This window comes from Leucobacter tenebrionis (genome assembly GCF_019884725.1).
GTDB lineage: Bacteria > Actinomycetota > Actinomycetes > Actinomycetales > Microbacteriaceae > Leucobacter > Leucobacter tenebrionis.
In genome coordinates this window covers 1,080,325-1,093,939 of the sequence record NZ_CP082322.1, presented here as the reverse complement: position 1 = coordinate 1,093,939, position 13,615 = coordinate 1,080,325, and the positions used below count along the sequence as shown (strand labels likewise).

General features: G+C 72.1%; 15 protein-coding genes. 13 read left to right on the top strand and 2 right to left on the bottom strand.

Annotated elements, in window-relative coordinates; genetic code table 11:
• Positions 1–49: 49 nt before the first annotated feature.
• The 7 genes from KVY00_RS05175 (at position 50) to KVY00_RS05145 (ending at position 6,567) form a co-directional block, all read left to right on the top strand.
• Positions 50–457: a TOBE domain-containing protein gene (locus KVY00_RS05175; protein WP_223044637.1), complete on the top strand. Its 408-nt coding sequence runs from the start codon at positions 50–52 to the stop codon at positions 455–457.
• Positions 454–1,293, top strand: coding sequence for a molybdate ABC transporter substrate-binding protein (gene modA / locus KVY00_RS05170; protein ID WP_223044636.1), 840 nt, complete (start codon positions 454–456; stop codon positions 1,291–1,293). The genes KVY00_RS05175 and modA overlap by 4 nt, the downstream gene beginning before the upstream one ends.
• Positions 1,294–1,371: 78 nt before the next feature.
• The gene (locus tag KVY00_RS05165) at positions 1,372–2,184 is read left to right on the top strand and encodes an ABC transporter permease (RefSeq protein WP_255572774.1); all 813 of its coding nucleotides are present in this window, start codon (positions 1,372–1,374) and stop codon (positions 2,182–2,184) included.
• A gap of 56 nt (positions 2,185–2,240) precedes the next feature.
• Entirely contained in the window at positions 2,241–3,374 is a 1,134-nt protein-coding gene (locus KVY00_RS05160; protein WP_223044635.1) for an ABC transporter ATP-binding protein, read from the top strand.
• Positions 3,375–3,692: 318 nt separating this feature from the next.
• Positions 3,693–4,775 carry a GTP 3',8-cyclase MoaA gene (gene moaA, locus KVY00_RS05155; RefSeq protein ID WP_223044634.1) on the top strand — a complete coding sequence of 361 codons (1,083 nt, stop codon included), beginning with the start codon at positions 3,693–3,695 and terminating at the stop codon, positions 4,773–4,775.
• Between the two features lie 170 nt (positions 4,776–4,945).
• Positions 4,946–5,413: an apolipoprotein A1/A4/E family protein gene (locus tag KVY00_RS05150; protein WP_223044633.1), complete on the top strand. Its 468-nt coding sequence runs from the start codon at positions 4,946–4,948 to the stop codon at positions 5,411–5,413.
• A 38-nt stretch (positions 5,414–5,451) separates the two neighbouring features.
• Positions 5,452–6,567: a cysteine desulfurase family protein gene (locus tag KVY00_RS05145; protein WP_223044632.1), complete on the top strand. Its 1,116-nt coding sequence runs from the start codon at positions 5,452–5,454 to the stop codon at positions 6,565–6,567.
• A 47-nt stretch (positions 6,568–6,614) separates the two neighbouring features.
• Here KVY00_RS05145 and KVY00_RS05140 read toward each other — a convergent pair whose 3' ends face one another.
• A complete protein-coding gene (locus KVY00_RS05140; RefSeq protein ID WP_223044631.1) occupies positions 6,615–7,028 on the bottom strand; it encodes a molybdenum cofactor biosynthesis protein MoaE in 414 nt (137 codons plus the stop codon).
• On the bottom strand, positions 7,021–8,187 hold the full coding sequence (locus KVY00_RS05135) for a ThiF family adenylyltransferase (RefSeq protein ID WP_223044630.1): 1,167 nt from the start codon (positions 8,185–8,187) through the stop codon (positions 7,021–7,023). Before KVY00_RS05135 ends, KVY00_RS05140 begins: the two co-directional genes overlap by 8 nt.
• Before the next feature lie 227 nt (positions 8,188–8,414).
• Between KVY00_RS05135 and KVY00_RS05130 the strand changes: the two genes are divergently transcribed.
• The 6 genes from KVY00_RS05130 (at position 8,415) to KVY00_RS05105 (ending at position 13,611) form a co-directional block, all read left to right on the top strand.
• Complete coding sequence (locus KVY00_RS05130; protein ID WP_223044629.1) at positions 8,415–8,675, top strand: MoaD/ThiS family protein; 261 nt, start codon at positions 8,415–8,417, stop codon at positions 8,673–8,675.
• A gap of 13 nt (positions 8,676–8,688) precedes the next feature.
• Positions 8,689–10,080 carry a molybdopterin molybdotransferase MoeA gene (locus KVY00_RS05125; RefSeq protein ID WP_223044628.1) on the top strand — a complete coding sequence of 464 codons (1,392 nt, stop codon included), beginning with the start codon at positions 8,689–8,691 and terminating at the stop codon, positions 10,078–10,080.
• On the top strand, positions 10,073–10,573 hold the full coding sequence (gene moaC / locus KVY00_RS05120; protein WP_223044627.1) for a cyclic pyranopterin monophosphate synthase MoaC: 501 nt from the start codon (positions 10,073–10,075) through the stop codon (positions 10,571–10,573). The genes KVY00_RS05125 and moaC overlap by 8 nt, the downstream gene beginning before the upstream one ends.
• Positions 10,570–11,115 carry a MogA/MoaB family molybdenum cofactor biosynthesis protein gene (locus KVY00_RS05115; protein WP_223044626.1) on the top strand — a complete coding sequence of 182 codons (546 nt, stop codon included), beginning with the start codon at positions 10,570–10,572 and terminating at the stop codon, positions 11,113–11,115. The genes moaC and KVY00_RS05115 overlap by 4 nt, the downstream gene beginning before the upstream one ends.
• A gap of 46 nt (positions 11,116–11,161) precedes the next feature.
• A complete protein-coding gene (locus tag KVY00_RS05110; RefSeq protein ID WP_223044625.1) occupies positions 11,162–12,700 on the top strand; it encodes a SulP family inorganic anion transporter in 1,539 nt (512 codons plus the stop codon).
• An 80-nt stretch (positions 12,701–12,780) separates the two neighbouring features.
• On the top strand, positions 12,781–13,611 hold the full coding sequence (locus KVY00_RS05105; RefSeq protein ID WP_317133967.1) for an HNH endonuclease family protein: 831 nt from the start codon (positions 12,781–12,783) through the stop codon (positions 13,609–13,611).
• The last annotated feature ends 4 nt before the right edge of the window (positions 13,612–13,615 follow it).

Below are 13,615 nucleotides of genomic sequence, written 5' to 3'. Positions count from 1 at the left end.
GCGGCGATGGTCGATGATTCGTGCCGCGCATGCGTATAGGATCGGTCGCATGACGCGCTACCGGGTTCGCGAGGCCGCACAGCTGATCGGGGTCAGCGATGACACGATCCGCCGCTGGGTGACGCAGGGACTGCTCGACGCCGACACCGATGAGGCGGGCCTGCAGGTGATCGAGGGCGTATCCCTGGCTGAGCGGGCGAAGCAGCTGGCACCGGAGACCGACGACGCGGGACCGGTGCTGCGCAGTGCCCGCAACCGCTTCACGGGTATCGTCACCCGAGTCGAAGCGGACGGCGTGGTCGCGGTTGTCGAGGCGCAGTGCGGCCCGCACCGGCTCGTGTCGATCATGACGAGGGAGGCCGTCGAAGAGCTCGGTCTCGACGTCGGCTCGCGGGCGACGGCGATCGTCAAAGCCACGAACGTGATCATCGAGACTCCCCGGAGGGATGCCGAATGAAGGCGAACGCTCCCGCGCACGCGCTGCGGTTCGGCGCGCTGCTGCTCGCCTCGGGCCTCGCTGCGGCGCTCGCCGGGTGCGGCGCGAGTGCGGGTCCGGATCCCGACCTCCGCGTATCTCAGGAAACCGAACCGGCGGCCTCGGAGGCCAGCGGCGACCTCACGGTGTACGCCGCGGCGTCGCTCGAGCCGGCGTTCGAGGAGATCGGCGGCTGGTTCGTCGAAGAGCATCCCGAGGCCTCGCTCGAGTTCTCGTACGACGGCTCCTCGGTGCTCGCGACGCAGATCCTGAGCGGTGCCCCGGCGGACGTCTTCGCCTCGGCCGACGCGCCGAACATGGAGAAGATCACGGCCGAGGGTCTGAACGACGGCGAACCCATCGGCTTCGCCACGAGCGAGCTCGCGATCGCGGTCGCTCCGGGCAACCCGCTGGGCATCGAGTCGCTCACCGACCTCGCGGGATCGGGCGATGATGCCCCGGTGACGGTGCTCTGCGCCGCCGAGGTGCCCTGCGGCAACGCAGCGCGCGCGCTGCTCGAGCGCGACGGGGTCGAGCTCGATCCCGCGAGCGAGGAGCAGAACGTCACCGCCGTGCTCACCAAGGTGCGCGAGGGCGAGGCCGACGCCGGGCTCGTGTACCGCTCCGACGTGCTGCGCGCTCGGGGCGAGGTCGAGGGCGTCGAGATCGAGCACGCGTCGGACGCGGCCGGCGACTACTTGATCGTGCCCGTCGCCGGATCCGACGCCCCCGATACCGCCGCTGCCTTCGCCGAGTTCCTCCGCTCCGAGCGCCCGCAGCAGCTCCTCGCCGACCTGGGCTTCGGGCCCGCACGCTGAGCCGTGCCCGATGCAACGGTGGCGCACCGGGGTCAGGGCCGCAGCCCGCGCTCGCCCCGGGGACGCGGAGCGCCGCGGGTGCGGAAGGCGCAGCAGACGCAGCGCGTGCGGCTCCCCGCCGGTGTGCTGCTTCCGGCCGCGATCGGCGCGGCGGTGCTGCTGCTTCCGCTCGGAGCCCTGCTGCTGCGCATCGACTGGGCGACCGTTCCCGCGACGCTCGCCGCCCCCGGAACGCGCGAGGCGCTCGCGCTCTCGCTCGGCACTGCGACGGTCGCGACCGGGCTCTGCTTTCTACTCGGCGTGCCCCTCGCGCTCGTGATCGCGCGCACCGAGGGCGCACTCGCCGCGGTGCTGCGCGCCTGCGTCACGCTGCCGCTCGTACTGCCCCCGCTCGTGGGGGGACTCGCGCTGCTGAGCCTGCTCGGGCGCGGGGGGCTGCTCGGGGACTGGCTGTTCGGGATCGGGATCCGCATCCCCTTCACGACCGCCGCCGTGGTCCTCGCGCAGACCTTCGTCGCGCTGCCCTTTCTCGTGATCTCGGTGGAGGGGGCGTTGCGGGGGCAGGGGAGCAGCTACGAGCGTGTGGCCGAGAGCCTGGGAGCGCGCCCGTGGACCGTGCTGCGCCGCGTGACTCTTCCGCTGCTCGCCCCCAGCCTCATCGCGGGAGGCATCCTCTGCTTCACCCGCGCGCTGGGGGAGTTCGGCGCGACCGCGCTCTTCGCGGGTAACGCTGCGGGCAGCACCCGCACCGTGCCGCTCGCGATCTACACCGCGTTCAACGGCGCCGGCGTCTCCCAGGACACGGCGCTGACTCTTTCGCTGCTGCTCGTGCTGGTCGCGATCGTCGCCCTGCTGTGCATGCGCTCGCGGGACGCTCGGGGTGCGCTGTGAGCGGCGCGGGGCGCGACGGTGCCCGGGCCGCCGTTCCGAGGGAGCTGCGGTGCGCGGTGGCGGTCGCTCGGGGGAACTTCCTCCTGGAAGTCTCGCTCGAGGTCGCTCCGGGGGAGATCCTCGGGGTGATCGGGCCGAACGGTGCGGGTAAGTCGACGCTGCTCGGCGCCGTCGCGGGGACGCTGCCGCTCAGCAGCGGCCGCATCGAGCTCGGCGGGCGCTGCCTGAGCCGCAGCGAGGAGGGCGCCGCCGAGGTATTCCTCCCACGATCCGCGAGGCGGGTGGGCCACCTCGATCAGCGAGCGAGGCTCTTCCCGCACCTCGACGCCGCCGCCAACATCGCGTTCGGGCCCCGCTCTCAGCGGGTGCCGCGGTCGCGGGCGGCGAGCCTCGCTCGCGAGTGGCTCGAGCGGGTGGGCCTCGAGGGCCGCGGCGACGCGCGAGAGACGGAGCTCTCGGGCGGCCAGCAGCAGCGGGTGGCCATCGCGCGCACGCTCGCGGCCGATCCGGATCTGCTGCTGCTCGACGAGCCTTTCGCCGCGCTCGATGTCGCGAGTGCGCAGCAACTGCGCGTCCTCGTCGCATCCGAGATCCGCCGGCTCGGGGTGCCCGCGATGCTCGTCACCCACGATCCGGTCGACCTCATCGCATTGGCCGATCGGGTGATGGTGATCGAGGAGGGGAGGATCGCGCAGCTCGGCTCGGTCGCCGAGGTGCTCGCGGCGCCCGCGACCGACTTCGCGGCGGAGTTCTCGGGGCGGGTGCTGCTGCGGGGCACCGCGGCGGAGGACGGCTCGCTGCAGCTGAGCGGTGCGCCCGTCGAGGGGATCCGCGGATCCGGATCCCTGCCCGGCCCCGGCCATCCTGCGGTGGCGAGTTTCGACCCCGTCGCGGTGCGGGTGAGCCCGCTCGCCGGTCCCGGATCCGACCTCGGACCCGGCCCCGGGGTCTTCTCGGCCTCGGCGGCCTCGTCGCACGGGCCCGGTGACGGGGCCGGCGCGATCTGGGACGGCACCGTGTCCGCACTCGCTGCGAGCCGCACCGGCGTGCGCCTCGAGTTCGAGGAGTGGCCCGGGTTCGTCGCGGAGGTGCCGGTGAGTCGCGCGCTCGATCCGGAGATCGCTCCCGGGGCGCGAGTGCGCATCGAGTTGAGCGCCGCCGAGGTGCGGTTCGCGGTTCCGGCCTCGTGAGCCGCTCGTGCCTCCTTCGACGGACTCAGGGACGGTGGATCCTCATCGAGATACGGATTTCGCACGCCGGACCGCGATCCTGCGTGCGAAATCCGCCTCTCGGCGGCGAAAGGATCGGCTTCGAGGGTGAGACTCGGGAGGCTCGCGGCCGGTTGGGGGTACGGCCGGGCTTTCTTGAAGTCGTGATCCCGGGAGCGCGCGACTCGATAGGAATGGACCGTCTCGATTGTTCCGGGGGCCTGGATAACCACCGGAGCACAGGACACGGACGCGCCCGCGAGACGCGATGCTAGGGTGAGTGCCGAAGTGAGGATTGCGATGCGATCGGATGAGCGGGAAACGGGAACCGGGCCCGGGGTGCGTCGACTCCCCTCGACCGGCCTTTCGGACGCCCGGGGCAGGCCCCTGCGCGATCTGCGAATCTCGGTGACCGACCGCTGCAACTTCCGCTGCGTCTACTGCATGCCCAAGGAGATATTCGGGCGCGACTACCAGTTTCTCGACCGCTCCGAGATCCTGAGCTTCGAGGAGATCGAGCGGCTGGCGCGCATCGGCGCATCCCTCGGCGTCGTCAAGCTGCGGATCACCGGTGGCGAACCGCTGCTGCGGCGCGGTATCGAGGATCTCATCGCGCGACTCGCCGCGATCCGGACTCCCGACGGGCATCCGCTCGACCTGGCGCTGACGACGAACGGATCGGCGCTGCCGATGAAAGCCGAGGCGCTGCGAGCCGCCGGACTGCGCCGAGTCACCGTGTCGCTCGACTCGCTCGACGACGCGCGGTTCCGCGCGGTCAACGACGTGCGATTCCCCGTGCAGCGCGTGCTCGACGGCATCGACGCTGCGAATGCGGCAGGGCTCTCGCCCGTGAAGATCAACACCGTGCTCAAGCGGGGGGTGAACGACGACGAGATCCTGCCCCTCGCCGAGCGCTTCCGCGGCACCGGCCACCCGCTGCGGTTCATCGAATACATGGACGTGGGATCCTCGAACGGCTGGCGCCTCGACGACGTGGTGCCCTCAGCCGAGGTGGTGCGCCGCATCGATGAGGTCCATCCGCTCGAACCGATGGCCCCGGCCGCGCCTGGTGAGACGGCGAAGCGTTGGCGGTATCGCGACGGCGCCGGTGAGATCGGGGTGATCTCGAGCGTCACGGGGGCGTTCTGCGGCGACTGCTCGCGCGCTCGCGTGTCGGCAGAGGGGAGGCTCTTCACCTGCCTCTTCGCCTCGAGCGGCTTCGATCTGCGGTCGCTGCTGCGCTCGGGCGCATCCGACGCCGAGGTGGCGCGGGCGCTGTCGGGGCTGTGGGAACGGCGGGACGACCGGTACTCGGAGCTGCGCGGCCTGAGCACCGCGGGGGAGGCCCCGGCCCGTATCGAGATGTCGTACATCGGGGGCTGATGCCGCGGTCCGCGCATCGGCCCTGTCGGGTACGGACTTCGCTCACATCAGACTGAATCGGGTGAACATTCGCGAGTTCTCCACAGATTCTGGGGGCGCGTTTCCGCCTCGCGATCCGCGACGTAGACTACGAATACGAACCGCGCAGAGCACTCGAGAGGAGGCGGCTCGTGTCCCCGGATATCCTCGCTACGATCCTGAGCGCAGTCGGAGTGCTGCTCGCGATGGCCGGCGGGTTCGGGTGGGTCATCACCCGATTCGACTCGCGCCTCGACGCGGGCCTCAGCGGGTTGGAGCAGCGGTTGTCGGCGCGGATCGACGGGGTCGAGGCGTGCAATGAAGAGACGGGGCGCCGCCTGTCGGCGCGGATCGATGGGGTCGAGTCTGGGCTGGAGCAGCGTCTGTCGGCTCGGATCGATGCGTTGGACGTGCGGTTGTCGGATCGGATCGACGGGGTGGAAACCGGGCTGGAGCAGCGTCTGTCGGCACGGATCGACGCGTTGGACGCACGGTTGTCGACCCGGATCGACGCGCTCTCGGATGAGGTCGGCGGGCTGCGTGGAGACGTGACCGAGCTGAAGGTCGCGGTCGCCCGACTGGAGGGGCCCGCGCGTCCGCCGTTGCTCATGCTGGGGTGACGGGCGTATCGTACGCAGCGCGCCGCTACACTGCGGGTATGTCGCAGCAGGCCTACCTCGATCACAACGGCACCACACCGGTCGCGCGGGAGGCACTCGAAGCGATGCTCCCGTACCTCACGGAGCGCTTCGGCAACCCCTCGAGCTCGACCTCTCAGGGACTCGCGGCTCGTAGCGCCGTCGAGAAGGCCCGCGAGCAACTCGCGGCGCTCATCGGCGCGCACCCTGACGAGATCGTCTTCACCTCGGGCGGCACCGAGGCGAACAACCTCGCGATCCGGGGTGCCGCCGTGCTCTCCCCGCAGCGGAGGCTGCTGACCTCGGTGGTCGAGCACCCGGCCACAGATCGACCGGTGGGCGGGCTCGAACGCGAAGGCTGGGAGGTCCGCAGGCTCGCCGTCGACTCCGAGGGGCGCGTCGATCCCGGTGCAGTGCCTGCCGGGGCGCTGGGGATCGGGACCCTGATCCTCGCGCAGAACGAGGTCGGCACGATCCAGCCGATCGCCGAGGTCGCGGATCGGGTGCGCGCCGCCGGCGGCGTCATGCACGCCGACGCAGCCCAGGCGGCCGGGAAGATCCCCGTCTCGGTCGACGGGCTCGGAGTCGACCTGCTGAGCATCGCCGGCCACAAGCTCTACGCACCCAAGGGCGTGGGCGCGCTCTACGTGCGGCGCGGCACGCCGATCGCGCCCGTGCTCGTCGGCGCGGGGCAGGAGCGGGGGCTGCGGCCGGGGACCGAGAACGTGGCGGGGATCGTCGCGCTCGGGGCCGCCGCCGAGTTGGCCGGCGAGCTGCTCGACGCCGAATCCGCCCGCCAACTGCATTTACGGGAGTTGCTCTGGGAGCGCCTGGTCGCGGGCCTCCCGCAGCTGGTGCGTGTCAGCCCGGCCGACGGATGTCTGCCGAACACGCTCATGGTGGCGGTCCCGGGGCACATCGGCGGTGAGGTGCTGGATCGGGCACCCGAGGTCGGCGCCTCCACTGGCAGCGCCTGTCACTCGGGGACCCACACGCCCTCGACTACCCTCATCGAGATGGGACTCGATCCCGACCTCGCGCTCGGAGCGTTGCGACTCTCGCTGGGCCGCGCAACGACCGAGCCAGAGGTCGCGGCCGCCGCGGACGCGCTGATCGCGGCAGTGAACGCCGGCTGACCGCCTCGCGGCCGGAGAGGTGCACCAGGCGGTCCCGGCAAGGACGCTTACAGCCCCACCCAGTCGGAGACGCCGTCGGCATAGTGCTGGCGCTTCCAGATCGGCACTTCATGCTTGATACGCTCGACCAGCTGCTCGACGGCCTCGAAGGCCTCGCGGCGGTGCGGGGCGGAGGCGGCTGCGACGAGCGCGGCGTCGCCGATGGCGAGTGCGCCGATCCGGTGCACTGCCGCGAGTCGCACCCCCGACCGACGCTGCTCCTCCGCGACGATATCCGCGATGAAGCGTTGGGCGTCGGGGTGCGAGCTGTAGTCGAGCGCGCGCACTCGCTCACCGCCGTCGTGGTCTCGCACGACACCGTGGAACACGACCACTGCACCGCACTCCGCAGCATCGACCGCGGCCCGCACCGCTGCCTCGTCGATGGTCTCGTCGGTGATCCTCGCCAGCGGTTCAGACATCGTGCCCCTCCAGCAGCTGCGGTGCGACGGCGGCGAGAGCGGTCACTCCGCCTCGCAGGTAGCGGACCTCGACGCCTCGCTCGGCGAGCAGGCGGGCGGCGCGGATGGATCGCGGATCGCGTTCGCAGTACACGGTGACGGGGCCCGGCCCGGTGGCGATCCCGAGCGCGGCATTCTCGGATTCGAGCTGATCGAGGGGCGCTGCCGTCGAACCGACGATGCGTCGCGCGGCGTGCTCCGAGGGTGTGCGCACGTCGAGAAGTCGCGGCGGATTCCCGGTGGCGAGTTCCGAGGCGAGCACCTCGGCCGACACCGCCGCGGGCAGCGGATCGGCTCCGTCGCAGAACCGCTCGTAGTCGACGAGCTCCGACACGGGCGATGCCTGCGAGTCCCGCCGGTACGGCAGCTCGCGGAAGGAGGCGGCGAGTGCGTCGTAGAGCAGCACGCGTCCGATGAGCGATTCGCCCAGACCCGTGATCAGTTTGAGGGCCTCGGTCGCGAGGAGGGAGCCGATCGTGCCGCACAGGCCGGGCAGCACGCCTCCGGTGCCGCAGTCCATCACATCGTCCGGCGGAGGCGGCGACGGGAAGAGGTCTCGGTAGCCGGGGCCGTAGCGGTGCCAGGCGACCCCGAGCTGCCCGTGGTACTGCAGAATCGCACCCCAGACGAGCGGTCTGCCGGTGAGCTCTGCCGCGTCGTTCGCGAGGTAGCGGGTGGCGAAGTTGTCGCTGCCGTCGATGACCAGGTCGTAGCGCTCGAACAGTTCGAGGGCGTTCGAGGAGTCGAGCCTGATGCGATGCTGCTCGACGCGCGCGCCGGGGTCGAGGCGGTTCACCGCGTCAGCGAGCGAGGCCGTCTTCGGGCGTCCGAGGTCGGCGGTTCCGTGCGCGATCTGGCGGTGGAGGTTCGAGAGCTCGACCTCGTCGTCGTCGACGATGCCGATCGTGCCCACTCCCGCGCCCGCGAGGTACGGCACGCTCGCGCTGCCGAGCCCTCCGGCGCCGATGACCAGCACGCGCGCCGCGTGCAGACGCGCCTGAGCCGTCTCCCCGAATCCGGGCAGCGGGAGCTGGCGTTGAGCGCGTCGCAGCCGCTCGGGCGGGAGCGAGGCGGCCGGCTCGACGAGCGGCGCCGGCCGTGCGGGATCGTCGGAGGGCATATCGCCATTGTAGGTCGCGCGGGACCGGCGCCCGGTGCCTTCCGGTGCCTTCCGGTGCCTCCCGGTGCCTCCCGGTGCCTCCCGGTGCCCGAGCCTGCCGCGCGGAGCGCGGGACCCGGCCCGGCCCCTGCCGAGATACGGGAATCGCATGCTCATCCGCGATCAGAGCCGCGAGATCCGTATCTCGGACGGGGTGTGGGTTCGCGACCGAGGCTACGATGGAGGGCATGACGGGCATCACGGTTCGGTACTTCGCCGCGGCGGCCGACGCGGCGGGCACGGCGCAGGAGGAAGTGCTGCTGAGTGCGCCGGCGACGCTCGACGCGCTGCGGGCGGAGCTCGCGGATCGGCACGGCGCCGCGATGCTGCGGGTGCTGCGCAGCGGGTCCTTTCTCGTCGACGGCGAGGTGCGACGCGACGGCGGGGAGATCGGCGCCGGTCCCGGCGGAACTGTCGTCGACGTGCTCCCGCCGTTCGCCGGCGGATGATGGGCCTCGAACGGTGAGCGCAACCGGGCGGGAAGCCGCGGGCGCGGGGCAGGGCATCGAGTCAGCGGCTGCTCGCACCGCCGAGGAGCATGCCGCGGTCTGCCGTCGCGTGCTGGGCGAAGCGTTGCTGCGGGCCCGCACTCGGGGGCCCGAGAGGCTGAGCGTCATCGACGCCGGCCTGCTCGGACGGGTGACGGCCGAGGCCACCGCCTCGCCGATCCCGCTGCCGCCCTTCGACAATTCGCAGATGGACGGCTACGCGGTGCGCTCCCACGATCTTGCGGAGGCGACCGAGGCGAGACCCGTGGAACTCCGGATCGGGATCGCGACCGCCGCGGGCGACGCTCCCGTCGAGCACGCGCCGGGCAGCGCGTCGCCGGTGATGACAGGTGCGGCGATCCCCCGAGGGGCGGACGCGGTCGTGCCGATCGAGCGGGTGCTGCCGCCCGAGTTCCCGGCGCTTGCCAGAGCCGGCCGGGGTGAGCCGCGGGGAACGGTGGCGTTCATCGCTCCGGTGCCGGTGGGGGAGTTCGTGAGGCGCGCGGGATCCGATCTCGGCTCCGGCGCGGAGATCCTCGCAGCGGGCGCCCGTCTCACCCCCGCTCGCATCGGCGCGCTCGCCGCGGCCGGTATCGCCGCGGTGCCGGTGCTGCCGCGCGTGCGCGTGCTGCTCTGCTCGACGGGGGACGAGATCGTGCCGCCGGGTCAGGCGAACGGCCTCGCCCCGGGGCGGATCCACGATGCGAACACCCCGATGCTCGCCGCGGCGCTCAGAGCCGTGTCGGCCGACGTGCGGGTGCTGCGATGCGAGGACGACCCCGCGGCGCTGCGGGCGGCGATCAGCGCGGATGCGCCGTGGGCCGACCTGATCGTGACCTCGGGCGGCATCAGCGCGGGCGCGTTCGAGGTGGTACGGGATGCGCTCGCACCGCTGGGAGCGGAGTTCGTGAAGGTCGCCATGCAGCCGGGAGGACCGCAGGGCCTCGGCGTGCTCGTGCTCGACGAGACTGACGGTGCCGACGAGGCGGACGACGCCGACGAGGCCGGCGGCGCCGACGAGACGGACGGTGGGCACCGGCTGCCCGCCCTCTGCTTCCCCGGCAACCCGGTGAGCGCGATGCTCTCGGCCGAGCTCTTCCTGCTGCCCGCGCTGCGGGAGTACGCGGGCCTCGCGCCCGAGCGGACGCGCGAGCGGCGGCCGCTCGCCCACGACGCCGTCTCGCCCGAGGACAAGCTGCAGCTTCGCCGTGGCACGCTCGCTCCCGACGGCCGGGTCGTGCTCAGCGGGCCGAGCTCCCACCTGCTCAGCGGACTCGCGGCAGCAGACGTGATCGCCGAGATCCCGCTCGGAGCCGGTTTCGCAGCCGAGAACACCCCCGTCACCGTCTGGAGGATCCATGACTGAGCCCCGCGCCGAGCGCCCCGCCGATCCCGGCCTCACCCACCTGCGCGAGGACGGCAGCGCGCACATGGTCGACGTGAGCGACAAGGCCGTCACCAAGCGCACCGCTCGCGCCGAGGCCGTGCTCGTGACCCTTCCCGCGGTCGTGCAGCAGCTCATGGAGGGGCAGCTGCCGAAGGGCGAGGCGCTCGGCACGGCCCGCGTCGCCGGCATCATGGCAGCGAAGCGCACGTGGGAGCTGATCCCGCTCTGCCATCCGCTGCCCATCAGCCGGGTGTCGGTGGACTTCGAGGCCGAGGGGGATCGGGTGCGGGTACTGGCCGAGGTGACGACGCGCGGTGTCACGGGCGTCGAGATGGAGGCGCTCACCGCCGCGAGCGTCGCCGCGCTGACCCTGTACGACATGATCAAGGCGGTGCACAAGCACGCGGAGATCACCGGCACGCGGGTGCTCGCCAAGTCGGGCGGCAAGAGCGGCGACTGGGAGGCCGCGTGAATGGCGTCGTCGGCGGTGGCGACGGCCCCGGCGGGTCGGAGGCCGGGCGTCGGGCCGTGGCCGTCGTCGCATCGACCAGCGCGGCGGCCGGCCGCTCGATCGACCGCACCGGGCCGCTGATCCGGGATTGGCTGGGGGAGCGCGGCTTCGAGACCGGGGCGCCGGTCGTCGTCCCCGACGGCGAGCCCGTCGGGGCGGCGGTGCGGGCCGCGCTCGAGGAGCGGGCCGCCGTCGTCATCGTCACCGGCGGCACCGGAGTCTCGCCGAGCGACCTCACCCCGGAGGTCGTCGACCCGCTGCTCGACGTGCGGGTGCCGGGTGTGATCGAGGAGATCCGCCGTCGCGGCCTCGCCTCGTCGCCGCTCGCGCTCATCACCCGCGGGGTGGCGGGCTTCGCCGGCGACACCTTCGTGGTCACGCTGCCGGGATCGCCCGGAGGGGTCGCCGACGGTCTCGAAGTGCTCGACGGCGTGCTCGAGCACCTGCTGCACCAGCGTCGAGCGCCGGGATCGCGCCACGACCCGGGACCGGTAGGCTGCTAGCCGACAGCTCGGGCCGCCGGCGCCCGCTTCGCTCGAAGGAATCGCAGTGACCCCTCCCCAGAAGACCGCGGACGAGCGCGCCCGCTACCGCCCCGATCCGTCCGTGCTCGCCGCGCTGCGCAGTCCACGGCTGCTCACCCGGGAGGTGCTCGCGGGCATCGTGGTCGCTCTCGCCCTGATCCCGGAGGCGATCGCGTTCTCGGTGATCGCCGGCGTGGATCCGCGCATGGGGCTGCTCTCCTCGTTCATCATGGCGACGAGCATCGCCTTTCTCGGCGGTCGGCCCGCCATGATCACCGCCGCGACGGGAGCGGTGGCGCTCGTCGTGGCACCCGTGGTGCGCGAGCACGGACCCGAGTACCTCATCGCGACGGTGCTGCTGGCGGGGCTGATCCAGATCCTGCTCGCGGTGCTCGGGGTCGCGAAGCTCATGCGATTCATCCCGCGCAGCGTGATGGTGGGCTTCGTGAACTCGCTCGCGATCCTCGTCTTCATCGCGCAGCTGCCCCAGCTGATCGGGGTGCCCTGGGCGGTGTACCCGCTGGTGGCCGGCGGGATCCTGATCCTGCTCCTCATGCCGCGGATCACTCAGGCGGTGCCCGCACCGCTCGTCTCGGTGATCATCGTGACCGCAGTGGTGGTCGTCTGCGCGATCAACGTACCCACCGTCGGCGACCAGGGAGAGCTGCCGCGCAGCCTGCCCGAGCTCGTGATCCCGAACGTGCCGCTCGAGTGGAGCACCCTCGCCGCGATCGCGCCCTACGCCTTCGCGATGGCGCTCGTGGGCCTCATGGAGTCGCTCATGACCGCCAAACTCGTCGACGAGATCACCGACACCCACTCGAACAAGACTCGCGAGAGTTGGGCGCAGGGGGTGGCCAACCTCCTCTCGGGCTTCGGCGGCGGCATGGGCGGCTGCGCCGTCATCGGGCAGACCATGATCAACGTCAAGGCGTCGGGGGCGCGCACGCGCATCTCGACGTTCCTGGCAGGCGTGTTCCTGCTGATCCTCGTGGTCGTGCTCGGCGACGTCGTGGCGATGATCCCCATGGCGGCCCTCGTCGCAGTGATGATCATGGTGTCGATCGAGGCCTTCGACTGGCACAGTGTGGCGCCCGCGACGCTGCGGCGGATGCCGAAGAGCGAGACCTTCGTCATGCTCGCCACGGTCGCCCTCGTCGTCGCCACCCGCAACCTCGCGATCGGCGTCATCGGGGGTGTGCTCGTCGCGTCGGTGCTGTTCGTGCGACGGGTCGCCCACGTCGTGCGGGTCGAGCGGGAGGTACGGCCCGCCGAGCACGCCGAGGAGGGCGGCCCCGGGCGTGCGCACTACACGGTGACCGGTGAGCTGTTCTTCGCGTCGAGCAACGACCTCACGACCCAGTTCGAGTACCGGCACGACCCTGAGCACGTGGTGATCGACATGTCGGCCGCCCACGTCTGGGATGCCTCGACGGTCGCCGCGCTCGACGCGGTCGTCACCAAGTACGAGCGTCTCGGGAAGCGGGTGGAGCTGACCGGCATGAACGCCCGCACGAGCGACCTCCACTCGCGGCTCACGGGCACCCTCGGCGGCGAGGGTTGAGCCGCGCTCCCGGAAGGTCGCGCGGACCAGGGCGCCGGGCCCGCGCGACGGGCGCCTCCCGCGTGCTCGTGATCGCTGCGTTGCCGGTCCTTCTGATCGCGGGGATCCTCCTGCAGGGCGCCGGCGGGGCCGAGAGCCCGGAGCACCGGGGCGACCGCGGCGGCACGGCCGTGCTGCGCGACGACGATGGCGCGGGCGCGGCGCGGGAGAGCGGAGGCGAGGGCGACCGGGAGGATCGGGGCCAGGATCCGGATCAGAACCAGGATCCGAGCGCCGATCCCGATCCGGGTCCATCCAGCGATCCTCCGGCAGCTACGGCCGCCGCAGCCGAGATGCTCGACGCCCTGCCCGTCAAGGGGCGGGCGCCGAAGACCGGCTACGACCGGCGCGAGCGCTTCGGGCACGGCTGGAAGGACCCGGATCGCAACGGCTGCGACGCCCGCAACGACACCCTGCAGCGCGACCTGACCGAGGTCGTGCTCGATGGGCCGTGCAAGGTGCTCTCGGGGGTGCTGCTCGATCCCTACACCGGTGCGCGGATCGACTTCGTGCGCGGCGATCAGACCTCGCAGGCGGTGCAGATCGATCACGTGGTCGCGCTCTCGGACGCCTGGCAGAAGGGCGCCCAGGCGCTCACGCAGGAGCAGCGGATCGCGTTCGCCAACGATCCGGTCAACCTGCTGGCCGTCGACGGCCCCGCCAACTCGAGCAAGGGCGACGGCGACGCCGCGACCTGGCTGCCGCCGTCGCGCGGGTTCCGCTGCGAGTACGTGGCGCGCCAGATCTCGGTGAAGACGAGCTACGGGCTGTGGGTGACCGCCGCCGAGCACGATGCGATGCAGCGTGTGCTCGACGGCTGCCCCGGGCAGCCGGGGTACACCTCGGAGCTCGCCGGCGTCCTATCGAGATGACGCT

Excerpts from the sequence above, each read along its gene's own strand:
- KVY00_RS05175 (WP_223044637.1), top strand. The coding sequence starts at position 50 with ATGACGCGCTACCGGGTTCGCGAGGCCGCACAGCTGATCGGGGTCAGC.
- modA (WP_223044636.1), top strand. The coding sequence starts at position 454 with ATGAAGGCGAACGCTCCCGCGCACGCGCTGCGGTTCGGCGCGCTGCTG.
- moaA (WP_223044634.1), top strand. The coding sequence starts at position 3,693 with ATGCGATCGGATGAGCGGGAAACGGGAACCGGGCCCGGGGTGCGTCGA.
- KVY00_RS05145 (WP_223044632.1), top strand. The coding sequence starts at position 5,452 with ATGTCGCAGCAGGCCTACCTCGATCACAACGGCACCACACCGGTCGCG.
- KVY00_RS05140 (WP_223044631.1), bottom strand. The coding sequence starts at position 7,028 with ATGTCTGAACCGCTGGCGAGGATCACCGACGAGACCATCGACGAGGCA.
- KVY00_RS05135 (WP_223044630.1), bottom strand. The coding sequence starts at position 8,187 with ATGCCCTCCGACGATCCCGCACGGCCGGCGCCGCTCGTCGAGCCGGCC.
- KVY00_RS05130 (WP_223044629.1), top strand. The coding sequence starts at position 8,415 with ATGACGGGCATCACGGTTCGGTACTTCGCCGCGGCGGCCGACGCGGCG.
- moaC (WP_223044627.1), top strand. The coding sequence starts at position 10,073 with ATGACTGAGCCCCGCGCCGAGCGCCCCGCCGATCCCGGCCTCACCCAC.